The sequence below is a fragment of the Cupriavidus sp. a3 genome, assembly GCF_051015765.1.
Taxonomy (GTDB): Bacteria; Pseudomonadota; Gammaproteobacteria; order Burkholderiales; family Burkholderiaceae; genus Cupriavidus; species Cupriavidus oxalaticus_A.
In genome coordinates, this window is sequence record NZ_CP170643.1 from 4,432,173 (window position 1) to 4,453,747 (window position 21,575).

The window sequence follows — 21,575 nt, forward strand, 5'->3', positions numbered from 1 at the left end:
TAGCTGCCTACACTAACCGTAGTCAGGAGTTCGGTCAACCGTCCCCGCATGCAAGCGCTCCAGAAGGCGCATCAGCCTTGTGCCCGGCGCCGCCACACCACGCTCCAGCCGAGCTGGTTGGCGATCACACCCAGCAGCACCAGCAGCATGCCCGCGACCTGTAGCGGCCCGAGCACGACGCCGAACACCATCACGTCGATGACGATCGCCACCAGCGGATAGACGAACGACAGCGTGGCGATCGACACCACGCTCAGCCGCTGGAAGGCGCCGTACAGCAGGGTGTACATGACGCCGGTATGGATCAGCCCCAGCGCCAGCAGCGCGGCCCAGGTGCCGGTCTGATAGCTGCCGGCCGCGGGATGCGCCAGCGGTGCCAGCATCACCACGCCCAGCACCATCTGCAGGCCCGCAATCTGCCCGGGCGGAATCGCCTGCAGCCGGCGCGTGGCCATGGTCGTGACCGCATACAGCAGTGCCGCCAGCAGCGCCAGGCCGATCCCGGCCAGCGTCGCGGCGCCGGTGCCGCCGTGCTCCAGCCCGGTGATCAGCATCACGCCGGCAAAGGCCAGCACCAGCCACGGCAGCCTGGCGAACGGGAACGGCTCGCGCTGCATCGCCGAGGTCAGCAACAGCAGGAAGAACGGCTGGGTGTGGTAGACCACGGTCGCAATCGCAATGCCGCTGCAAGCATAGGCCGAGAATAGGGCCAGCCAGTTGAGCACCAGCGTGACGCCGCCCAGCGCCAGCCACCCCAGCTGCGCGCGGCTCATGCGCACCCAGCCGCGCTGCAGCGTCAGTGTGCCCAGCAGCGCGGCGCCGCCGAAGATGCAGCGGAAGAACACCACGTCCAGCGGCGGCTGCCCGCTGGTGACGACGAACCAGCCGATGGTGCCTGACAGCACCATGGCCGCGACCATGCGCCAGGCACCGCCTGGCATGGATTGAGGAGAAGGCATGGGGCACTCCGGGCATGCAATGGCGGCATTGTTGCAGCATGCCATCCACTCAACAATCCCGCTGAAGCTCAAATAGTATTTGAGTTGCGATCAAGGATTGGAGACTGGGCATGTCGGATACACCACTCAATGCGATGGCCGTCTTCGCCCGCGTGGTCGAATGCGGCAGCTTCTCCGCTGCGGCGCAGGATCTCGGCATGACGCCGTCGGGCGTCAGCCGGCACGTGTCGCGGCTGGAAGCGACGCTCGGCGCCAGCCTGCTGCAGCGGACCACGCGCGCCTTCGCGCTGACCGAGCTGGGCCAGTCGGTCTACGCCGCCTGCGCACGCATGACCGCCGCCGCGCGCGAGGTCACCGCGCTGGCCGGCGAGCACGGCGGCACGCCCCATGGCGTGCTGCGCGTCAGCGCGCCGGTCGCGTTCGGGCAGGCCTGGCTGGCGCCGCGCCTGCCGGCGCTGCTGCAGAAATACCCCGCGCTGGACCTGCAGCTGACCCTGGCCGACCGCATGGTCGACCTGGTCGAGGAGGGCCTCGACGTGGCGGTGCGCATCGCGCGCGAACTGGCGCCGGGCCTGGCGGCGCGGCCGCTGCGCGAAGTGCGCTACCGGCTGGTGGCCTCGCCGCGCTACCTGGCGGGGCACGGCACGCCCGCCGCGCCGGCCGAGTTGCCGGCGGCGCGCTGCCTGTACCTGGGCTACGGCAATTTCGGCGAGCGCTGGACGCTGCGCCACCAGGCCGGCGGCGAGGCCGTGGTGGTGCGCATCCCGCCGCGGCTGACGCTGAACAACAGCCTGGCGATCATGACGATGGTGGAAGGCGACGCCGGCATCGGGCTGGTGCCGGATTTCTCGCTGGGCAGCGCGCTGGACGAGGGCCGCGTCGTCGCCGTGCTGCCGGACTGGGACATCCTCGAGCCCTACATCGGCACGGCCTACGCGGTGTACACCCCGACGCGGCACGTGCCGCCCAAGGTGCGCGCCTTTGTCGACCACCTCGCCGCCACCGCGACCGGCCTGCCGGCCTGATCAGTCCTTGCCCAGCGCCCGCCGCAACTATCAGGGACAGTGCGGGAGGGCCAAGCCTGTCAGGCCGCGCAGACCCGGTACACCGCCAGGCTGCCGCGCCAGTTGACGCCCCAGTTAACGGTAATGCCCTCGTGCATCACCACGCGGTCGATGACGCGCAAGCCGACCGTGGGCGCCAGCTCCTCGAAATCGCTGATGGTCAGCACGCGCACGTTGGGCGTGTTGTACCACTGGTAAGGCAGCGATTCCGACACCGGCATGCGCCCGCGGAACACCGACAGCCGGTGCGGCCAGTAGCCGAAGTTCGGGAACGACACGATGCACTCGCGCCCCACCCGCAACGTGTCGCGCAGCACCTGTGCGGTGTTGTGGATGGTCTGCAGCGTCTGCGACAGGATCACCGTGTCGAAGCTCTTGTCCTCGAACAGTGCCAGCCCGCCTTCCAGGTTCTGCTGGATGACATGCACGCCCTTCTGCGCGCACGCCAGCACGCCTTCATCGCGGATCTCGATGCCGTACGCCTGCACGTCGAGCTCGTCCTGCAGCACGCGCAGCAGGCTGCCGTCGCCGCAGCCCAGGTCGAGCACGGTGGAGTTGGGTTCGATCCAGCGCGCGATCGCGCGGAAGTCGGGGCGCAGCGCCAGGATATTGGGATTGGCCAGGGCGTTCATGCGCCGATCTCCTCTGCGATGCGGTCGTAGTAGGCGCGCATCAGGTTGTGGTAGCGCGGGTCGTCGAGCAGGAAGGCATCGTGGCCATGCGGCGCGTCGATCTCGGCGTACGAGACCGGGCGCTTGTTGTCCAGCAGCGCCTTGACCAGCTCGCGGCTGCGGCTGGGCGCGAAGCGCCAGTCGGTGCTGAAGCTGGCCACCAGGAAGCTCGCCTGCGTCTGCGCGATGGCGCGGGTCAGGTCGCCGCCATAGGCCAGCGCCGGGTCGAAGTAGTCCAGCGCGCGCGTGATCAGCAGGTAGGTGTTGGCGTCGAAGTACTCGGCGAACTTGTCGCCCTGGTAGCGCAGGTAGCTTTCCACCTGGAACTCGACATCGAACGAGAAGCGGATGTCTTCCGCCTTCAGCTCGCGGCCAAACTTCTCCGCCATGTCCTCGTCCGACAGGTAGGTGATATGGCCGATCATGCGCGCCACGCGCAGCCCGCGCTTGGGCTTGACGCCATGCGCGTAGTAGTTGCCGCCGTGGAAGTCCGGATCCGACAGGATGGCGCTGCGCGCCACCTCGTTGAAGGCGATGTTCTGCGCCGACAGCTTGGGCGTGGACGCGACCACGATGCAGTGGCGCAGACGGTCCGGGTACATCAGGCTCCAGGCCAGCGCCTGCATGCCGCCGAGGCTGCCGCCCATGACCCCGGCGAACTGCGTGATGCCGAACGCGTCGGCCACGCGCGCCTGCGCGTTGACCCAGTCCTCCACCGTCACCACCGGGAACGTCGCGCCATAAGGCAGGCCGGTCGCGGGATTCACGCTCATCGGCCCGGTCGAGCCGAAGCACGAGCCCAGGTTGTTGACGCCGATGACGAAGAAGCGGTTGGTGTCGAGCGGCTTGCCCGGGCCCACCATGTTGTCCCACCAGCCCAGGTCGCGCGGGTTGTCGGCGTAGACGCCGGCGACATGGTGCGAGGCATTGAGCGCGTGGCACACCAGCACCGCGTTGGAGCGCGCCGCGTTGAGCGTGCCGTAGGTCTCGACCATCAGGTCGTAGCCGGCGAGGGACGTGCCGTTGCGCAGCTTCAGCGGCTCGGCGAAGTGCATGCGCTGCGGCGTAACCACGCCGACCGAATCGGTCGACAGCGGGGCGAGTGCGCTGGGCGCAGACGGCAAGGCGACATCAGTCATGGAATCCGGGCCCGCGGCGAACGGGCATAAAAAAACCCGACCGGCATTTGCGTGTGAAGCATCGCAGCCAAGTCGGGATTCACTGGATTCCTTGCGGGATTCCGCGTGCCGGCGATCATTGTCATGGTGACATGGGGCGCCGACCCAACCTCTTTAGCCGCATTTATAGTGGCAGCCCGGACCGGGGTCCCTTGGTCCCTTGGTCCCGTAGCTGCCGCGCGCCCGCAAGCCAGTCATCAAATCGGCGCGACCGGGCAATTATAGAGCAATCGGCCCGGCGTGTCGGTTTCAGCCCAGCAGCACCCGCAGATGCGCCTCGGCATGGTCCGACGGCGACTTGCGGAAACCGCTCTTGGCATAGCGGTGCCACTGGCCCTGCACCGTTGCCATGATCAGCGCGGCGCGCGCCGGGATGTCGGCATCCGCGGGGAATTCGGCCTGCGTCACTGCCACCTTCAGGCACTGGCGCAGCGAGGCCTCGATGCGGTCCACCACCTGGTTGATGCGTTCCTGCAGCCGCTCGTGCTCGCCCACCAGCGCCTCGCCGGTCAGCACGCGCGTCATGCCCGGGTTCTTCTCGGCAAACGACAGCAGCATGCGCACGATCGCCTGCGCCTGGCGCAGGCCGTGCTCTTCCTTGTCGGCAATCTGGTTGATCAGGCCGAAGACGGTCTGCTCGATAAAGCCGATCAGGCCCTCGTACATCTGCGCCTTGCTGGCGAAGTGGCGATACAGCGCCGCCTCGGACACGCTCAGGCGCGCGGCCAGCGCGGCGGTGGTGATCTTTTCCCCGCGCGGATGCTCGAGCATGGTCGCCAGCGTCTGCAGGATCTGGATGCGGCGCTCGCCCGGCCGCGGGCGCTTGCGCGCCGGCGCGGCAGGCGCCGCGGGCGTGTCCGCGGGTGTGTCCATCTCGTCGGCTCCGCCTGCAATGACTGCCTCCGGCTGGTCCCCGTTGCTTTGCGTCATGACCCGTTTCTCCGCATTCGTCGTTGGAGTTGATGCATCGATTGTACTTTTATGTCCACATAGGCCGGCCGGTTCGGCACGCGGGCCCGCACGCGAGGCGCGTTGCCGGACTGCGCCTGCGGTGCCTGCGGAACCTGTGATTCCGCGGCCACCAGCGTGACCGAATGCTCCTGCGCGGCGTGGCCGGCGCGGCGGTCTTCTTCCGCCTCGAGCGTCGAGCGGACCGCCGCATCGCGCCGGCTGCCATCGTCTTGCGCCGAATTGGGCGCGCCAGGCACGTCATGCGGGCGCGACGGCGCCATGGTGCGCAGGTAGCCGGTCACCCAGGCGGTGCGGATGCCGGTGCCGGCATAGCGCTTGAGGTGCGACACGGTGTCCTCCACCAGCACCGCGCGATGCGGCGCCACGCGCGCCTGCGCCAGCAGGCGCCGCAGCATGCGGCGGTCCGGCTTGGGCCGCAGGTGGCCATGCACCCACATCTGCTCGATCGCCACCACGCGCTCGAAGCAATGGCCGATGCCGGCGATGTCCAGCACAGCGCGCGCATAGTCCTGGGGGGCGTTGGTGACCAGGAGCTTGCGCCCCGGCAGGCGCCGCAGGTGCGCCGCCAGCCCGCGCTGCACGCGCACCATCCCGGCCAGCGCCGGGAATTCATGCGCCGCGCGCAGGAAGTCGGCGGGATCGACGCCATGGTGGCGGATCATGCCGAGCAGCGTCGCGCCGTAGCGCTGCCAGTAGTCCACCCGCACGCGGCTGGCGGTGGCCTCGTCGCAACCGAGCACGCGCGCCACGTAGGCGGTCATCAGCCGGTTGATCGCCGGGAAGATCGCGTGCGAGGCATCGTGCAGCGTGTTGTCGAGGTCGAACAGCCAGACCGTGCGCCCCGAGTTGTCCCCGGCGGGACGGCGGCGCAGGCGAGCGCGGACACGGCGCGGAGGAGGAAGACTGGTAGGCACGCCGGGCGACTCTGGAGATGATGGGATGCCGGGGCAGCCGGTTGTGGCCCGCCCCGGCGGTGCCGCTCAGTGCGAGCGGATCATGGTGCCGAACGCCTGCTCGGTCAGGATTTCCAGCAGCAGCGAATGCTCGATGCGGCCGTCGACAATGTGCACCGAATGCACGCCGCTCTTGGCTGCGTCCAGCGCCGACGAGATCTTCGGCAGCATGCCGCCCGAGATGGTGCCGTCGGCGAACAGCTCCTCGATCTCGCGCGCGGTCAGGTCGGTCAGCAGGTTGCCCTTTTTGTCCATCACGCCCGGGATGTTGGTCATCATCACCAGCTTCTCGGCCTTCAGGATCTCGGCCATCTTGCCGGCGACCACGTCAGCGTTGATGTTGTAGGCCTGGCCGTCGTCGGAGAAGCCGATCGGCGAGATGACCGGGATGAAGGCGTCATCCTGCAGCGCCTTGACCACGGCCGGGTTGATCGCCTCGATATCGCCCACGTAGCCGATATCGATGAACGCGCCCGGGTTCTCGCGGTCGGGCATCTGCAGGCGCTTGGCGCGGATCAGGCCGCCGTCCTTGCCGGTCAGGCCCACGGCCTGGCCGCCGTACTGGTTGATCAGCATCACGATGTCCTGCTGGACTTCGCCGCCGAGCACCCACTCGACCACTTCCATGGTCTCTTCGTCGGTGACGCGCATGCCTTGCACGAAGGTGCCGACCTTGCCGACCTTCTTCAGCGCCTCATCGATCTGCGGGCCGCCGCCGTGCACCACCACCGGGTTCATGCCGACCAGCTTCAGCAGGATCACGTCGCGCGCGAAGCCGTGCTTGAGCTTTTCTTCGGTCATGGCATTGCCGCCGTACTTCACCACGATGGTCTTGCCGTGGAACTTGCGGATATACGGCAGCGCCTCGGCGAGGATCTCGGCTTTCAGTGCGGGAGCGATGGCGGCCACCGCAGTCGCGGCAGGCCCGGGGTTGTCGGCGTTCATGGGGGACATCCGTGAGATTCAACAGGTATGATGGCTAACAGCCGCGTAGCCGGCGGAAAACGCAACAGCGCGCAACAGGGATCGCCCGAAAGTGCGCCATCCGGCTATGGCAGGCGCCGATTTTACAAGAAACCGCGCGGGGCGCGAGTCCCGCGGCCCGGGCAGGTCCGGCCATCCGCCCCGCAAGCGCCGCACGGGGCACCACGGCGGCCCGCCGGCGTTCCGTTCGCGCAACAGCACAGCTTCTTTCGCGGCCTTTGCCGTTTGTCTTGCGCTTCGCCGTACCAGTTCCCGCCGTATCAGTTCCCGCACCATGACCGATCCCGCCACCGTCCTGACCGGCCAGCTTCGCCCCGTCGAGCATTGCAGCCAATGCGGCGCCGGCTTCGTCTGCGGCTACGTGGCTGGGCTGCGCGAGTGCTGGTGCGCCAGCCAGCCGCTGCTGCCGGCACGGCGCATCGTGCCCGGCCAGCACTGCCTGTGCCCCAGCTGCCTGGCGGCGCGCCAGCGCGGCGATCAGGCGCCGGAGCCCGCCGAGGGCTGAACCGCCGGCACAGGGCCGGACGACGCGCCGGCGCTGCTCCACTGCATCACCAGCATCCCCACCACGATCAGCGTGGCGCCCGCCAGCCGCGCCGGCGTCATGGCCCGCACCGCGAATCCGGCCAGGCCGAACTGGTCGACGGCCAGCGCGGCCAGCACCTGCCCCGCCACCACCGCGGCAATAAAGCCGGCCGCGCCGAGCTTCGGCGCCATCACCAGGGCGGCCGAGATATAGAACACCCCCAGCACCCCGCCAATCCACGTCCACGCCGGCGCGCGCGCCAGCACCGATGCCGCGGGCAGCGGCACGCGCAGCAGCCATAGCAGGGGCAGCAGCGCCGCCAGGCTGACCAGCAGCGACACCAGCGTCGCCCCCAGCGGATGTCCCAGCGTACGCGCCAGCGTGGCGTTGGCGCCCGCCTGGAACGGGATCACGGCGCCCGCCAGCACGGCGGTGGCAAGGGGCAACACTAGGGGCAACAGCAAGGAAATCGGGAAAGAATTCGGCAACTGGATGCCTGACATGTCACGCTCCGTAGGGCAAACTGCGATGCCTGACAGTTTGAAATATCGCAAAGCGAATTCCCAATTCTGCTTTCATACGTTTAATATTCGCCGAATGAATAGCCTACGCGGAATCGACCTCAACCTGCTGGTGGTGCTTGAAGCACTGCTCGCCGAGCGCCACATCTCACGCGCCGCGCTGCGCCTGCACCTGAGCCAGCCGGCGGTCAGCCATGCGCTGGGGCGGCTGCGGCAGCTGCTCGACGATCCCATCCTGGTACGCGGCAAGGGCGGCCTGGTGCTGAGCGCACGCGCCCATGAGCTGTCCGGCCCGCTGGCCGAAGCGCTGTCGCAGGTGCGCATCCTGCTGGGGCCGAGCGGCTTCCAGCCCGCCACCGCGCGCCGCAGCTTCCGCCTCGCGATGTCCGACTACGGTGCGCTGGTGGTGCTGCCGCGGCTGCTGCGCGCCTTGCGCAAGGCCGCGCCCAATATCGACCTGGTGGTGTCGCAGGCCAGCCGCGAGGGCATGACGGCGCAGGTGGCCGATGGCGAGATAGACATGGCGCTGGGCGTGTTCAGCTACCAGCCCGAAGGCGTGCAGTCGGCCGAATTGTTCCGGGAAAGCTATGCCTGCGCGGTGGACGCGGCCACGGTGCGCGACACCGGCCGGCTCGACCAGGTGGCCTACCTGGCGCGCTCGCATGTGCTGGTGGCCACCCACAGCGAACGCATGGACGCGATCGACGCCGCGGTCGCCAGGCTGGGCGGGCGGCGCAAGATCGCCTGCGTGGTGCCGCACTGGAGCGTGGCGCCGGCGCTGATCGCCGGGACCAACCTGGTGCTGACCACGGCGCGGCGCAGCCTGTCGGCGCTGGAGGAAGACTCGCGCTACGCCATCTTCGAGCCGCCGTTTGCGCTGGAAGACTTCACCTTCAGCATGATCTGGCACGAGCGCACCGAAGCCGATCCGGCCCACGCCTGGCTGCGCGAGCGCGTGCTGGCGGCGGCGGCCAGTCAGGAATCGGAAGAGCCGATCAGCTTGCGCGGCTGACGCCGCCGCGCCGGCTTGGCGGCACCCGGCACCGGCGGCTGCGGCCGGGCGTCACGGCGCCTTGCCGGCGGTTCGGGGGATGCAGGCCGTGCGGGCGGCGTGCCCCCGCGGAACACCAGTTTCTGACGCGTGCCGTGCTGCTTGTTGGCCATGATGGCTGGCGGCCAGGGCCAGGCCTGGCTTCTGCTGATCAGTGCATGTGATCGCCGTGGCCGGCGTGGCCGCCGCCCGGCACCATGTCGCGCACTTCGGCGTTGACCTTCTGCTCGGTCACCTTGCCGCCCTGCTCGATCTTCAGCGTGATGGGCACGGTGTCGCCCTTCTTGAGCTGGCTCTTCAGGCCCATCAGCATCACATGGTAGCCGCCCGGCTTCAGCTCTACGTCCTTCATCTTGGGCAGGTCGAGCGACTTGACCTGCCGCATGCGCATCACGTTGTTTTCCATCTTCATCTCGTGGATCTCGGCCTCGCCCACCGGCGACGAGACACCCACCAGCTTCGCGTTCTCGTGCGCATGCAGCACCATGAACGCGCCCGAAGCGGCCTGCGTCGGCACCGTGCCGCGCACCCAGGCGTTGCTGACGTCGACCTGGGCCAGCGCGGCCCCGGACGCCAGCGCCGTGGCCAGTGCGGCAATCGATGCGGCCAGCGTGGCCGCGCGGAATTTGGCTTGCATCGTTGTCTCTCCTGAAAGCAGAGATTAGAACATGGCACCGCGCGCCGCGTGCAGGCATGCCAGGGCATGCGGGCCGGCCAAAGCCGGCTAGTCTGGCAGCCGCGGCGGCGCGCCGCCAATGCGGCAAGGTGTCGCACGCGCCGGCACCTTCCGGCCGCATTGATACACTCGCGCCATGACCACCGCCGCAGCCGTGTCCCCCTCATCCCCCTCATCCCGCTTGCCTGACCTGCCCTTCCTGTCGCCCTTGCCGGCCGCCAGCTCGCCGCGCCACGGCCAGGTGACGCTGCGGCGGCTGTTCTGGCTGCGCTGGGCGCTGCTGTCGGGGCAGGCGCTGACGCTGCTGGCCTGCGACCCGATCGCCGGCATCCGGCTGCCGTATGGGCCGCTGATGGTGGTGCTCGGGCTCCAGGCGCTGTTCAACCTGATCACGGCGCTGCGCCTGCGCCAGCACACGCGGCGCAACACGGCGCCCGGCGAAGCCGAACTGATGGGGCAGCTGCTGGTGGACCTGACCGCGCTGTCGGCGATCCTGTTCTACACCGGCGGCGCGACCAATCCCTTCGTGTCGTTCTACCTGCCGGGCCTCGCCATCGCCGCGGCCATCCTGCCGTGGCGGCAGGTGCTCGCGCTGGCGGTCTATGCGCTCGCCTGCTACACGGTGCTGCTGTTCGAATACGTGCCGCTGGACCTGCACAACCCCGACAACGCGGTGAACTACCACCTGGCGGGCATGTGGCTGAACTTCGTCGCCAGCGCGGTGATGATCGCGATGTTCGTCGCGCGCCTGTCGGGCGTGCTGCGCCAGCGCGAGGCGCAGCTGAACCTGGCGCGCGAGCAGCTGCTGCGCGAGGCGCGCGTGGAAGACCTCAACGGCCAGGCCGCCGCGGTGGCGCATGAGATCGGCACGCCGCTGGCGACGCTGGCGGTGATCGCCGGCGAGCTGCGCGCCGATGCCTCCGACGCGGCGCTGGGCGCCACGCCGATCCGCAGCTACCTGCCCGACCTGCAGACCGTCGAGCAGCAGCTGGCGCTGTGCCGCACCACGCTGGCGCGGCTGCGCGAGGACTCGGCCACGCTGGCGCCGCAGCGCCTGGACGCCTGGCTGCCGGCCTTTGCCGAGCGCTGGCAGCTGCGCCATCCCAACGCCAGCCTGCAGGCAAGCGCCACGCCGGGCGCCGGCGCGCAGCCGGTGGAGACCGCGCGCGTCGGCCAGATCCTGACCATCCTGCTCGACAACGCAGCGCGCGCCCAGCAGAACGCCGGCCGCTCCAGCCGGCCGCTGCAGCTGGAAATCGCCATGGAGCCGGGACACGTGGCGCCGTGGCTGTCGTTCCGCGTCGCCGACCATGGCGACGGCATTCCCGAGGCACTGCGCGGCCAGCTCGGCGAAATGCCGGTGGCCAGCCAGCACGGCGGCCAGGGCATCGGCCTGTACCTGGCGCAGAGTGGCGCGCGCCAGATGGGCGGCGAGCTGGGCTGGCGCGACCGCTCCGGCGGCGGCACCGTGGCCGAGCTGCGGCTGCCCGCACTGTCTACGCTATCGGCGCCGCGTGCGCGCAGCGCATCCTGAACCCACGCGCGACTCCTGACCATGACCGACACCTTCCAACCGGTTCCCGAAGCCACCGCGCCGGCGGGCACTTCGTTCCTCGTCATCGACGACGACGAAGTCTTTGCCGGCACGCTGGCACGCGCGCTCATGCGCCGCGGCTACGCCGTGCAAGTGGCCCATGACGGCCGCACCGCGCTGGCGCTGGCGGGCCGAACCGACTTTGCCTACGTCACGCTCGACCTGCACCTTGAGCCGCCGCCCGAGGCCGGCAGCACCGCGCCGGCCGAATCCGGCCTGCAGCTGGTCGCGCCGCTGCGCCAGGCGCTGCCGGACGCGCGCATCCTGATCCTGACCGGCTATGCCAGCATCGCCACCGCGGTGGCGGCGGTCAAGCAAGGCGCGGACGAGTACCTGGCCAAGCCGGCCAATGTCGATTCGATCCTGACTGCGCTGATGGCGGGGGTGTCGGAAGACGCGGCGCAGGCCGCGCTGGAAGAGCCGGTGCCGCTGTCGGTGGCGCGGCTCGAGTGGGAACATATCCAGCGCGTGCTGGCCGAGCATGGCGGCAATATCTCCGCCACGGCGCGGGCGCTGAACATGCACCGGCGTACCTTGCAGCGCAAGCTGGGGAAGCGGCCGGTGTCGCGGTAGAAGGGTAGGGAAACCGGATTGCGGCTGCCGCGCTTACAGGCGCAGCTGCACGTGTTCCCAGTCCAGCCCTTCGCTGGACTCGGCAGTATCGCCCTGCGCGACGATGCGCATGGCATCGCCCGCATGCCGGTCCGACAGCGAGAACAGCGCGCCGGCTTCAAGCGCCAGCGTGGCGGCCGCGGCCTTGGCGGCGCCGCGCGCGCTGGCCTGTGCAGCAGGTGTGGCCGGTTTGGCCTGCGTGACTTCGGCTGTCTGCACGGCAGGCACGGCGGGACGGATGCAAAGGAATGCCGTGGCCGCGGCCAGTGCGGCCAGCAAGCCTCCGGTGGCAAGCACCACGCGGCGGGTCTTGTAGTTGACCATTGGTTTCTCCTGGCAGTGGTTTGAGTGGGATGCGGTGGCTCCCGCACCGGTCAATCGACCGTCAAGGTGCGCAAGGGTCTCATTGCCGCGCGCGGGTGCGCCAGTGTGCTTACCAATGCTTACGATGCTTACCGCGATGTGGCAGGCGGATACGTACTGACAACAAATTCCAGCCGCGACCCGACAAAAAAAGGGCGCATCGTGATGCGCCCTTCTTGTTCCGGCCCTGCGTGCCCGCTTACAGCACGTAGCGCGACAAGTCTTCGTTGCCGGCCAGGTCGCCGAGGCGCTGGTCGACATAGGCCGCGTCGATCGTCACGGTCTCGCCCGACGACTTGGTGGCGTGGAAGGACAGGTCCTCCAGCAGCCGCTCCATCACCGTGTACAGACGGCGCGCACCGATGTTCTCGACCTTCTCGTTGACCGAGAACGCGATCTCGGCAAGTCGGCGGATGCCGTCCGGCGCGAACACCAGGTTGACCTCTTCGGTGTTCAGCAGCGCCTGGTACTGCTTGGTCAGGCTGGCATCGGTCTGCGTCAGGATGGCCTCGAAGTCCTGCACCGACAGCGACTCCAGTTCCACGCGGATCGGAAAGCGGCCCTGCAGTTCGGGGATCAGGTCGCTCGGCTTGGACAGATGGAACGCGCCCGAGGCAATGAACAGGATATGGTCGGTCTTGATCATGCCGTACTTGGTGTTCACCGTGGTGCCTTCCACCAGCGGCAGCAGGTCGCGCTGCACGCCCTGGCGCGACACCTCGCCGCCGCCGATTTCGCTGCGGCTGGCGATCTTGTCGATCTCGTCCAGGAATACGATGCCGTTCTGCTCCACGTTGGCGATGGCCTTGTGCTTGAGCTCCTCGTCATTGACCAGCTTGGCGGCCTCTTCGTCGACCAGCAGCTTGAAGGCTTCCTTCACCTTCATCTTGCGGCGCGCCTTCTTGCCCTGGCCCAGGCCGGCGAACATCGAGCGGATCTGCTCGGTCATGTCCTCCATGCCCGGCGGGCCCATGATGTCCATGCTCGGCACGCCGGCGGCGAGTTCCAGCTCGATTTCCTTGTCGTCCAGCTGGCCCTCGCGCAGCTTCTTGCGGAACACCTGGCGCGTGTTGGAATCCTTCTCTTCCGGCTGCGAGAAGCCGATATCGCGCGGCGGCGGCAGCAGGACGTCGAGCAGGCGGTCCTCGGCCGCGTCCTCGGCCTTGGTGCGCACCTTCTTCATCTCGGATTCGCGCGTCTGCTTGATCGCCATCTCGGCGAGGTCGCGCACGATGGTGTCGACGTCGCGGCCGACATAGCCCACCTCGGTGAACTTGGTCGCTTCAATCTTGATGAACGGCGCGTCGGCCAGCTTGGCCAGGCGGCGGGCGATCTCGGTCTTGCCGACGCCGGTCGGGCCGATCATCAGGATGTTCTTGGGCGTGATTTCCTGGCGCAGCGGCTCGGCCACCTGCTGGCGGCGCCAGCGGTTGCGCAGCGCCACCGCCACGGCCTTCTTGGCCTTGTCCTGGCCGATGATGTGCTTGTCGAGTTCGGAAACGATTTCCGACGGGGTCATGGTGTGCGACATGGTATCCGTTCAGTAGGGCGCGCGTTGCCGCCTTCGCTTATTCCAGCGTCTCAATGACGAAGTTGGTATTGGTGTAGATGCAGAGCTCGCCGGCGATGGTCAGCGCTTTCTCGACCACGTCCTTCGGCGCCATCTCGGTGTTCTCCATCAGCGCCTTCGCGGCCGACTGCGCGTACGCGCCGCCCGAGCCGATCGCGGCGATGCCGCCCTCGGGGTCGAGCACGTCGCCGTTGCCGGTGATGACCAGCGTGGTGTCGCGGTCGGCGGTGATCAGCATGGCTTCCAGCCGGCGCAGCGCGCGGTCCGAACGCCAGTCCTTGGCCAGGTCGACCGCGGCGCGGGTCAGGTTGCCCTGGTACTTTTCCAGCTTGGCTTCGAAGCGGTCGAGCAGCGAGAAAGCATCGGCCGTGCTGCCGGCAAACCCGACCAGCACCTTGCCGTTGTAGATGCGGCGCACCTTGCGTGCGGTGCCCTTCATCACGATATTGCCGAGAGTGACCTGGCCATCACCGCCAAGTGCGACCTGGTTGCCGCGGCGAACGCTGACGATGGTAGTGCCGTGATACTGTTCCATGGTGGCTTCCGTGAATATGTCACGACCGTAGTTGGCGACGCCCCCGGCCGTTTCAAGCCCTTTCGTGCGCCGGGCCACACAGGCGGCGCGCCGCGCGGGCGTCTGACCACTATAGGACGCCGGGCGCGGGCCTGCCGCTGCACCTCGTGCGCCTCCCCCCAGATGCAAAAAGGGCCATGCGTTGCCGCATGGCCCTTCCATGGCGCCCGGCGCATCACTTCAAGCGATGCGCCCTGGCAATCCGATCAGTCCGCTCAGTCGGCTCAGTCGGCATATACGCCGGCCTTCTTGATCACCGGGGTCCACTTGTTGATTTCGGCGGTCAGGTTGGTGCGCAGCGATTCCGGCGTGGCGCGCTGTGCCGGCACCGCTTCGGCGCCCAGCTCGGCCATCTTGGCGCGGAACGCCGGGTCGGCCACGGCCTTCTGCAGGGCGGCCGACAGCTTGTCGATCACCGGCTTGGGCGTGCCCTTGGGCGCGTACATGGCGTGCCAGACCTTCACTTCCACGTTAGGCATGCCCTGTTCGGCTGCCGTCGGGACGTCCTTGAACGCCTCCACGCGACGCGCCTGCATGGCTGCGTACGGCTTGACCGAGTGGGCCTTCAGGTGGCCGGCCAGGTTGGTGGTCTGGTCGCACAGCAGGTTGACCTGGCCGCCCAGGATATCCGTCAGCGCCGGCGCCGCGCCCTTGTACGGCACGGTGGTCAGCTCGGTCTGGATCGCGCTCTGGAACAGCAGGCCGCACAGGTGCGAGGCCGAGCCGATGCCGGCGTTGGCCAGCGACAGCTTGGCGGCGTTGGCCTTGATGTACGGCAGCAGTTCCTTGAAGCTGTTCGGCGGCAGCTGCTTGTTGCCGACCAGGATCATCGGCACGTCGGCGATTTCACCGACCATCTCGAAGTCCTTCAGCGGATCGAAGCCCAGGTTGCGGTACAGCGCCGGGGCCGTGGCCATGCCGATATGGTGGATCAGCACGGTGTGGCCGTCGTTCTTGGCCTGGACCACCTTCTTGGCACCGATGGTGCCACCGGCGCCGCCCAGGTTTTCGATCACGATGGTCGCGCCCAGGTGCTTGGACATGATCGCGGTCAGTTCGCGCGAGAGCTTGTCGGTCGGGCCGCCCGCCGAGAACGGCACCACGGCCGAAATGGGCTTGCCGCCCGGGAATTCCTGCGCGTACGCGCCTGCCGCCACGCCCATCGCGCTGACTGCCAGCGCGGCCGCGATCGTCTTTGCCACTCGTTTCATGCTCTCTTCTCCTGGTTCCTTCAATACCCGTCTTGCAATGCATTGCCGCCGGCTTGGCCCCTGCTCGTGCGGGGGCGCTCTGGCGCGGTCTCACTAGCCGCGCTTGGACCATGACCGGCTGGCGCCGCTGCCCCTGCGGTAAACCGCAAGGGCGGGGGATGATGTTAGCAACTCCAGACAATGCGCAGGTATAGGGGCTAACCCGCCTGCAATCCGCGGCATATGGCGGGAAATCCGGAAAACAGGCAGGGATCGGCCGCAAAGGCACGCTTTTGCGACATGTGGCGCTGCTCAACGGAAAAAACCGAGCATTTCCTCAAGTAGCGGTTCGGGGGCTTCTTCCGGGAGGTAGTGCCCGCACGGCAGCGCCTTGCCGCTGACATCGGCGGCTACCTCCTGCCACAGCCCGAGCGGCTCGAAGCAGCGCGCCACCACACCGTGCTCGCCCCACAGCACGCGCAGTGGCAGCGCCAGCCGGCGTCCGGCCTCGCGGTCGGCGCGGTCGTGCTCAAGGTCGATGGTGGCGGCGGCGCGGTAGTCCTCGCACATGGCGTGCACCCGCGCCGGGTCGCGCATGGCCGCCACGTAGGCGGCCATCGCGTCCGGGGCGAACGGGCTCGGGCCGGCGTGGCGCAGGCCGACCAGCTTCTGCAGGTAGAACTCGGGCTCGGCGTTGATCAGCGTCTCGGGGAACGGCGCGGGCTGGATCAGGAAGAACCAGTGCCAGTAGGCCGCGGCAAAGGCCATGCTGGTGCGCTCGTACATGGCCAGCGTGGGCGCGATGTCGAGCAGCATGGCACGGCTCACGGTTTCGGGGTGGTCGGCGCAGAGCCGGTGCGCCACGCGCGCGCCGCGGTCGTGGCCGCACAGCGCAAAGCGCGTGAAACCGAACTTCGCCATCAGCCCGACCTGGTCCTGCGCCATGGCGCGCTTGCTGTAGTGCTCATGCCCGGCGTTGCCCGGCGGCGCCGAACTGCTGCCGTAGCCGCGCAGGTCGGTGGCGATCACGGTGAAGTGGTCGGCCAGCGTTGGCGCCACCCGGTGCCAGATCAGGTGGCTTTGCGGATGGCCGTGCAACAGCAGCAGCGGCGGGCCGGAGCCGCCCTGCACGCCGGCGATCTCGACCTCGCCGATGCGGTGCCGGAAGGGCTCGAAATTAGGGAACAGCAGCGCGCTGGCGTCGTTCAGCATGGCTTGTCTCCGCTCCTGGGTCGCTTGTCGATCATAGGCGCAAACCCCGCCCTCGGCGCCGCCCGTGACTACCGGGGACTACCGGGCGCATCCACGGACCGTTGCAACTGAATTGCATCAACCGTGGGCCTATGGTTAAATCGGCCCATGACCCGCATTAGCCCGGACGGGCCGGCCCCTGGACCGGCGCCCGCCATCCTTGAAGCCGCCCACGAGCGCCTGCGCCAACTGGGCGCGCGCGTGACGCAGCCGCGGCTGTGCATCCTGGCCTGCCTGATCGGCAGCGACGAAGCGCTGACCCACCAGGCCGTGATCGACCACCTGCCCGAGCAGGGCGAGACCATCGACCGCGTCACCGTGTACCGCGTGCTGGACTGGCTGGTGGAGCAAGGCGTGGCGCAGAAGCGCGCCGGCAACGACCGCGTGTTCCGCTTCAGCCTGGTCGAGCACGAGGCCGCGCGCGCGCAGGAACACCGCCAGCACAGCCATTTCCACTGCACCCGCTGCGACCGCACTTTCTGCCTGGACGACGCCAGCGCCCCGGCCCAGCCGGCCGCGCCGCGCGTGCCCAGCGGCTTTGCCATCGAACATGTCGAACTGACCGTGAACGGCGTCTGCGCCGAGTGCGGCAAGCGTACGCCCGCCGCCCACTGACCGGCACTCTCATTTCCCGGAGAACAACAAATGTCCAAACTGACCCCGGTCACGATCCTGACCGGCTTCCTCGGCAGCGGCAAGACCACCCTGCTCAAGCGCATCCTGAACGAGCAGCACGGCATGAAGATCGCCGTGATCGAGAACGAGTTCGGCGAGGAAAACATCGACAACGAGATCCTGGTGCAGGACGGCCGCGAACAGATCGTGCAGATGAGCAACGGCTGCATCTGCTGCACCATCCGCGGTGACCTGGTGCAGGCGCTGTCAGAACTGCTGACGCGCCGCGACGCCGGCGAGATCGACTTCGACCGCGTGGTGATCGAGACCACCGGCGTGGCCAACCCGGGCCCGGTGGCGCAGACCTTCTTCATGGACGAGGAAATCGCCTCGCGCTACCTGCTCGACGCGGTGATCACGCTGGTCGATGCCAAGCACGCGCACCTGCAGCTGGACAAGCAGGAAGAGGCGCAGCGCCAGGTGGGCTTTGCCGATGCCATCTTCATCACCAAGTCCGACCTGGTCAGCGAGGGCGACGTGGCCGAGCTGCGCCACCGCCTGCTGCACATGAACCCGCGCGCGCCGATCCGCCCCGCCCATTTCGGCGAGACGCCGATCGACACCATCTTCGACCTGCGCGGCTTCAACCTGAACGAGAAGCTGGAGCTTGACCCAGAATTCCTGCGCGCCGACGAGCATGACCACGATCATGACCACGAGCACGGCGAGCATTGCGGCACCGACTGCGGCCATGACCACGACCACCACCATGGCCACGGGCACGACCACCACCATCACCACCACCATACCGACCGCATCGCGTCGTTCGTCTTCCGCAGCGAAAAGCCCTTCCACTACGGCAAGCTGGAGGAATTCCTGTCGGGGATCCTGGCGGTGTACGGGGAGAAACTGCTGCGCTACAAGGGCGTACTATATATGGAGGGCGTGGACCGGAAAGTCGTGTTTCAGGGCGTCCACCAGTTGATGGGCAGCGATATCGGCGCCAAGTGGGAAGACGAGACGCCGGGCACCAAGATGGTATTTATCGGCGTGGACCTGCCGCGGGACGCCATCCTCAAGGGCCTGGAGAACTGCCTGGCCTGAGTGCACGGACCGCCGCATGCGCGGTCCCTACCTTCGGACACCGTTCACGGCCACCCCCGTTCGGGGTACCGGGGAAATACCGAAGTGCTGGCTGGCTTTCCCCCGTATCTCGGAAAAATTTGTTCAAGTACAATAGGCCGGATTTGATACCGGTGGCGCACCTTTTTTCCGCCGCCGGTATGGTCCGCTGAACAGGCGGGCCGCAGGGCGGCGGTCGTCGTCAGCATGAGGCAGGCCGCCGGGCAGGTGCGGTCGCAGTGCTTCGTGCGGAGACCGCCTTTCCGCTAGGGGTACCTCGGCGCGCGCCGTCACTGACTGACGCGAGAGAGAGGTGTCCCATGACAGCCGCAACGAAGACGAAAGAAAGCCGCAGCAAGACAGGTAGTGCAGCGGCAGAGACGCTCAAGGCGCAGCCTGTGAAGGCCGCGCCCGCTCCCCGCGGCAGTACGGCGAACGCCGAAGCGGGCGCAACGAAGGGAGGCCCGCGAAGCAGCAAGACTGCAGCCAGCCAGAGTGAAACGACCGTGGCGCGCAAGCGCACGGACAGCGAATCCGAGCGGACCCAGACGCCGCCGGCCGCCTCAACAAGAGAATCAGCAGCAACCATGAGCAGCAACAAACTTCTGACTGAAGCTGAAATCCTGAAGATGAGCGACAAGGATTACATGAACGAGGCGCAGCTCGCCTTCTTCAAGAATCGCCTTGAGCAGCTGCGTGACGAAATCCTGAAGAACGCTGACCAGACCACGGAACACCTGCGCGAAACCGTCATCGTGCCGGATCCGGCCGACCGCGCCACCATCGAGGAAGAGCATGCGCTGGAACTGCGCACGCGCGACCGCGAGCGCAAGCTGCTGAAGAAGGTCGAGCAGTCGCTGCAGCGCATCGAGTCCGGCGACTACGGCTGGTGCGAGGAAACCGGCGAGCCGATCGGCGTTCCGCGCCTGCTGGCCCGGCCCACCGCGACGCTGTCGCTGGAAGCCCAGCAGCGCCGCGAACTGCGCCAGAAGCTGTTCGGGGACTGAAGCCCGGCAACTGAGCCGGCCTGCCTGGCCGGCGCAGCCGCGACACGACGGCCCGGTTTATCCGGGCCGTTTGCATTGGTGGTCAAGCGCGGGGCACCGCTGCACTTGTCGTGGCCCGGCCACGGCCTACCATGATGAGAATCGTCCCGCTGTCGCCGGCCGGGGCTTTCTGGTAAATTCGCAACTTTGTTGCAACAACCGGGTGCGCGCCTGTTTGCGGCCCCTGCTTGCAGTCCCTGCTTGCAATCCCTGCTTGCGCCGCCGGTTCGCCACCTTTCCGCTCTCCTGCCATGGCTGATCGCCTGCCTGTCACCGTGCTGTCCGGCTTTACCGGCGCCGGCAAGACCACGCTGCTGAACCACCTGCTTGCGCAAGGCGCCGGCGGGCGCGTGGCCGTGCTGGTCTGCGGCGCGCAGGATGGCCAGACGCTGGCGCCGCTACCGCCCGGCTGCGAGGCCACCGTGCTGCCGGATGCCGGCACGCTGATGGCCGAAGCCGCGCGGCTGGCCGCGCAAGGGCGCTTTGATGCGCTGCTGGTCGAGGCCGATGGCCGGGACGACCCGCTCGCCATCGCCGAGGGCTTCCTGTTCGAGGCCGAGCACGGCGCCGGCCCCGATGCCGCGCTGCAGCCCGACACGCTGGTGACAGTGGTCGACGCGGCCACCTTCCTCGCCGACCTCAACGAAGCCGATTTCCTGGCCGACCGCGGCCTGGCGCAGGGCCCGGAAGACGACCGCACCGTCGCGGAAGTGCTGGCCGCGCAGGTCGAGTTCTGCGACGTCATCGTGCTGAACAAGGCCGACCTCGCCAGTGCCGGCGAGCTGGCGCGGCTGCGCGCGGTGCTGCATGCGCTGAACCCGCGCGCCGAGATCGTCGAGGCCAGCTTCGGCAGCGTGCCGCCGCAGCGGGTGTCCGGCACCGGCCGCTTTGACTTCGCCGCCGCCGCGGATGCTCCCGGCTGGCTGGCTGCCCTGCAGGGCACGGCGCCGGAGCCGGACAGCGGCGTGTCGACGCTGGTGTACCGGCGCCGCCGCCCGTTCCATCCACAGCGCTTTGCCGACCTGATCCATACCGAATGGCTGCGCGAACAAGGCAGCGTGCTGCGCTCCAAGGGCCTGTTCTGGCTGGCCAGCCGCATGGACACCGCCGGCGACTGGAACCAGGCCGGCGGCGTATGCCGCCACGGCGGCGCCGGCGCCTGGTGGTCTGCGCTGGACCCGGCCGAGTGGCCGACCGATGACGCCGATCGTGCCGGGATCGAGGCCGACATGCAGGTCGACGGCGCGCCGGCACCGTTTGGCGACCGCCGCCAGGAGCTGGTGCTGATCGGCTTGGACCTGGACGCTGCCGCGCTGGCGGCGCGGCTCGATGCCTGCCTGCTGGACGATGCCGAGATGGCGGCAGGCACGCAGGCGTGGGCGGACTACGCAGATCCGTTCCCGGCGTGGGTCGACGAGCTGGACGAGGACCACGAACACGACCACGGCCACGATCATGACCATGGCGACGATTGCGGCTGCGGCGCGCCGCACCATCCCCATGCGCACTGACTGGTTCACCCGCCTGCGCGCGCACGGCCCGGGCTTGTGGCTCGCGCTGTGGCTGGCGCTATGCCTGCTGCTGGCGCAGCATGCCGGGCTGACCCACCGCATCGTGCACGGCGGGCTGCCGGGGACCAGCGCAGCCGCGTCGGTCACGTCGGTCACGCCGGCCGAGGCCGACGCGACCAACGCCGATACCGATTCCCATCCACTGGCGCAGAAATTCAGCGGCCACTCCTGCGTGCTGTTCGACGGCGCCACGGTGGCCGACACGCTGTGCGGCAAGCTGCCGCTGCCGCGGCTCGCCTTCGGCAAGCCGGTCAAGCCTGCCAACCTCGCCTGGCGCTGGCCCGACCTGCCCGCCGCCCACCCCTTCCATTCGCGCGCGCCACCGGCGCCGGCCATCGCCCTCGCCTGATCCGGGACGCGGCCATCGCCGCGTGCCCGGCTTTCGAATTTTCCTGAGCTGAACGCCTGCCGCCCGCCTGGTGCGGCCGTCCCATACGGGGCGGCTCGCGCCACGCCACGCCATGCAGCCGTGCCCAGCCCGGGGCTGATTGCCACTGCTTCGTTACGCGCGC

23 protein-coding genes are annotated in these 21,575 nt (G+C 68.5%); 10 read left to right on the forward strand and 13 right to left on the reverse strand.

All coding sequences use genetic code 11. The features are described from left to right. Positions 1-71: 71 nt before the first annotated feature. Positions 72-959 carry a DMT family transporter gene (locus ACAD63_RS21120; RefSeq protein WP_135704219.1) on the reverse strand — a complete coding sequence of 296 codons (888 nt, stop codon included), beginning with the start codon at positions 957-959 and terminating at the stop codon, positions 72-74. Between the two features lie 110 nt (positions 960-1,069). Between ACAD63_RS21120 and ACAD63_RS21125 the strand changes: the two genes are divergently transcribed. After that, positions 1,070-1,984 carry a LysR family transcriptional regulator gene (locus ACAD63_RS21125; RefSeq protein ID WP_135704218.1) on the forward strand — a complete coding sequence of 305 codons (915 nt, stop codon included), beginning with the start codon at positions 1,070-1,072 and terminating at the stop codon, positions 1,982-1,984. 59 nt (positions 1,985-2,043) lie between these two features. On the opposite strand, the gene metW is transcribed toward ACAD63_RS21125, so the two are convergent. From metW to argB, 5 genes are all read right to left on the reverse strand, one after another. Next, a complete protein-coding gene (gene metW / locus ACAD63_RS21130; protein WP_063241126.1) occupies positions 2,044-2,655 on the reverse strand; it encodes a methionine biosynthesis protein MetW in 612 nt (203 codons plus the stop codon). After that, positions 2,652-3,833 carry a homoserine O-succinyltransferase MetX gene (gene metX / locus ACAD63_RS21135; RefSeq protein ID WP_434033227.1) on the reverse strand — a complete coding sequence of 394 codons (1,182 nt, stop codon included), beginning with the start codon at positions 3,831-3,833 and terminating at the stop codon, positions 2,652-2,654. The genes metW and metX overlap by 4 nt, the downstream gene beginning before the upstream one ends. A gap of 288 nt (positions 3,834-4,121) precedes the next feature. Continuing rightward, positions 4,122-4,802 carry a nucleoid occlusion factor SlmA gene (gene slmA, locus ACAD63_RS21140; RefSeq protein WP_195428588.1) on the reverse strand — a complete coding sequence of 227 codons (681 nt, stop codon included), beginning with the start codon at positions 4,800-4,802 and terminating at the stop codon, positions 4,122-4,124. Further along, positions 4,799-5,758 (reverse strand): pyrimidine 5'-nucleotidase, encoded by a 960-nt coding sequence (locus ACAD63_RS21145; protein WP_434033228.1) that lies wholly within the window; start codon positions 5,756-5,758, stop codon positions 4,799-4,801. The genes slmA and ACAD63_RS21145 overlap by 4 nt, the downstream gene beginning before the upstream one ends. A gap of 66 nt (positions 5,759-5,824) precedes the next feature. Further along, the gene (gene argB / locus ACAD63_RS21150; RefSeq protein WP_084254770.1) at positions 5,825-6,742 is read right to left on the reverse strand and encodes an acetylglutamate kinase; all 918 of its coding nucleotides are present in this window, start codon (positions 6,740-6,742) and stop codon (positions 5,825-5,827) included. Positions 6,743-7,055: 313 nt separating this feature from the next. On the opposite strand from argB, the gene ACAD63_RS21155 reads away from it, so the two are divergent. Beyond that, the gene (locus ACAD63_RS21155) at positions 7,056-7,286 is read left to right on the forward strand and encodes a cysteine-rich CWC family protein (RefSeq protein ID WP_135704214.1); all 231 of its coding nucleotides are present in this window, start codon (positions 7,056-7,058) and stop codon (positions 7,284-7,286) included. On the opposite strand, the gene ACAD63_RS21160 is transcribed toward ACAD63_RS21155, so the two are convergent. After that, a complete protein-coding gene (locus tag ACAD63_RS21160) occupies positions 7,259-7,810 on the reverse strand; it encodes a DMT family transporter (protein WP_195428585.1) in 552 nt (183 codons plus the stop codon). The two genes, ACAD63_RS21155 and ACAD63_RS21160, sit on opposite strands and share 28 nt — an antisense overlap. A gap of 94 nt (positions 7,811-7,904) precedes the next feature. On the opposite strand from ACAD63_RS21160, the gene ACAD63_RS21165 reads away from it, so the two are divergent. Next, a complete protein-coding gene (locus ACAD63_RS21165) occupies positions 7,905-8,840 on the forward strand; it encodes a LysR family transcriptional regulator (RefSeq protein WP_133098139.1) in 936 nt (311 codons plus the stop codon). 190 nt (positions 8,841-9,030) lie between these two features. Here ACAD63_RS21165 and ACAD63_RS21170 read toward each other — a convergent pair whose 3' ends face one another. Beyond that, the gene (locus ACAD63_RS21170) at positions 9,031-9,516 is read right to left on the reverse strand and encodes a copper chaperone PCu(A)C (RefSeq protein WP_133098138.1); all 486 of its coding nucleotides are present in this window, start codon (positions 9,514-9,516) and stop codon (positions 9,031-9,033) included. Positions 9,517-9,691: 175 nt separating this feature from the next. Between ACAD63_RS21170 and ACAD63_RS21175 the strand changes: the two genes are divergently transcribed. Further along, entirely contained in the window at positions 9,692-11,089 is a 1,398-nt protein-coding gene (locus ACAD63_RS21175) for an ATP-binding protein (RefSeq protein ID WP_135704208.1), read from the forward strand. Between the two features lie 21 nt (positions 11,090-11,110). After that, a complete protein-coding gene (locus ACAD63_RS21180; protein WP_133098136.1) occupies positions 11,111-11,722 on the forward strand; it encodes a response regulator transcription factor in 612 nt (203 codons plus the stop codon). Positions 11,723-11,755: 33 nt separating this feature from the next. Here the strand turns inward: ACAD63_RS21180 and ACAD63_RS21185 are convergent, their stop codons facing one another. The 5 genes from ACAD63_RS21185 to ACAD63_RS21205 form a co-directional block, all read right to left on the reverse strand. Further along, entirely contained in the window at positions 11,756-12,085 is a 330-nt protein-coding gene (locus ACAD63_RS21185) for a hypothetical protein (RefSeq protein ID WP_195428583.1), read from the reverse strand. A gap of 238 nt (positions 12,086-12,323) precedes the next feature. Continuing rightward, complete coding sequence (hslU, locus tag ACAD63_RS21190; protein WP_133098134.1) at positions 12,324-13,655, reverse strand: ATP-dependent protease ATPase subunit HslU; 1,332 nt, start codon at positions 13,653-13,655, stop codon at positions 12,324-12,326. A gap of 37 nt (positions 13,656-13,692) precedes the next feature. Beyond that, a complete protein-coding gene (gene hslV, locus ACAD63_RS21195) occupies positions 13,693-14,229 on the reverse strand; it encodes an ATP-dependent protease subunit HslV (RefSeq protein ID WP_012351483.1) in 537 nt (178 codons plus the stop codon). Positions 14,230-14,492: 263 nt separating this feature from the next. After that, positions 14,493-15,479 carry a tripartite tricarboxylate transporter substrate-binding protein gene (locus ACAD63_RS21200; protein WP_135704206.1) on the reverse strand — a complete coding sequence of 329 codons (987 nt, stop codon included), beginning with the start codon at positions 15,477-15,479 and terminating at the stop codon, positions 14,493-14,495. Between the two features lie 291 nt (positions 15,480-15,770). Further along, on the reverse strand, positions 15,771-16,670 hold the full coding sequence (locus tag ACAD63_RS21205; RefSeq protein ID WP_133098132.1) for an alpha/beta fold hydrolase: 900 nt from the start codon (positions 16,668-16,670) through the stop codon (positions 15,771-15,773). A 147-nt stretch (positions 16,671-16,817) separates the two neighbouring features. On the opposite strand from ACAD63_RS21205, the gene ACAD63_RS21210 reads away from it, so the two are divergent. From ACAD63_RS21210 to ACAD63_RS21230, 5 genes are all read left to right on the forward strand, one after another. Continuing rightward, the gene (locus tag ACAD63_RS21210) at positions 16,818-17,324 is read left to right on the forward strand and encodes a Fur family transcriptional regulator (RefSeq protein ID WP_133098131.1); all 507 of its coding nucleotides are present in this window, start codon (positions 16,818-16,820) and stop codon (positions 17,322-17,324) included. A 30-nt stretch (positions 17,325-17,354) separates the two neighbouring features. Then, entirely contained in the window at positions 17,355-18,428 is a 1,074-nt protein-coding gene (locus ACAD63_RS21215) for a CobW family GTP-binding protein (RefSeq protein ID WP_135704204.1), read from the forward strand. Positions 18,429-18,766: 338 nt separating this feature from the next. Continuing rightward, complete coding sequence (gene dksA / locus ACAD63_RS21220) at positions 18,767-19,453, forward strand: RNA polymerase-binding protein DksA (RefSeq protein WP_239477827.1); 687 nt, start codon at positions 18,767-18,769, stop codon at positions 19,451-19,453. 290 nt (positions 19,454-19,743) lie between these two features. After that, positions 19,744-21,003, forward strand: a complete 1,260-nt coding sequence (locus ACAD63_RS21225; protein WP_133098129.1) for a CobW family GTP-binding protein — start codon at positions 19,744-19,746, stop codon at positions 21,001-21,003. Then, complete coding sequence (locus tag ACAD63_RS21230; RefSeq protein WP_135704202.1) at positions 20,948-21,412, forward strand: hypothetical protein; 465 nt, start codon at positions 20,948-20,950, stop codon at positions 21,410-21,412. Before ACAD63_RS21225 ends, ACAD63_RS21230 begins: the two co-directional genes overlap by 56 nt. The last annotated feature ends 163 nt before the right edge of the window (positions 21,413-21,575 follow it).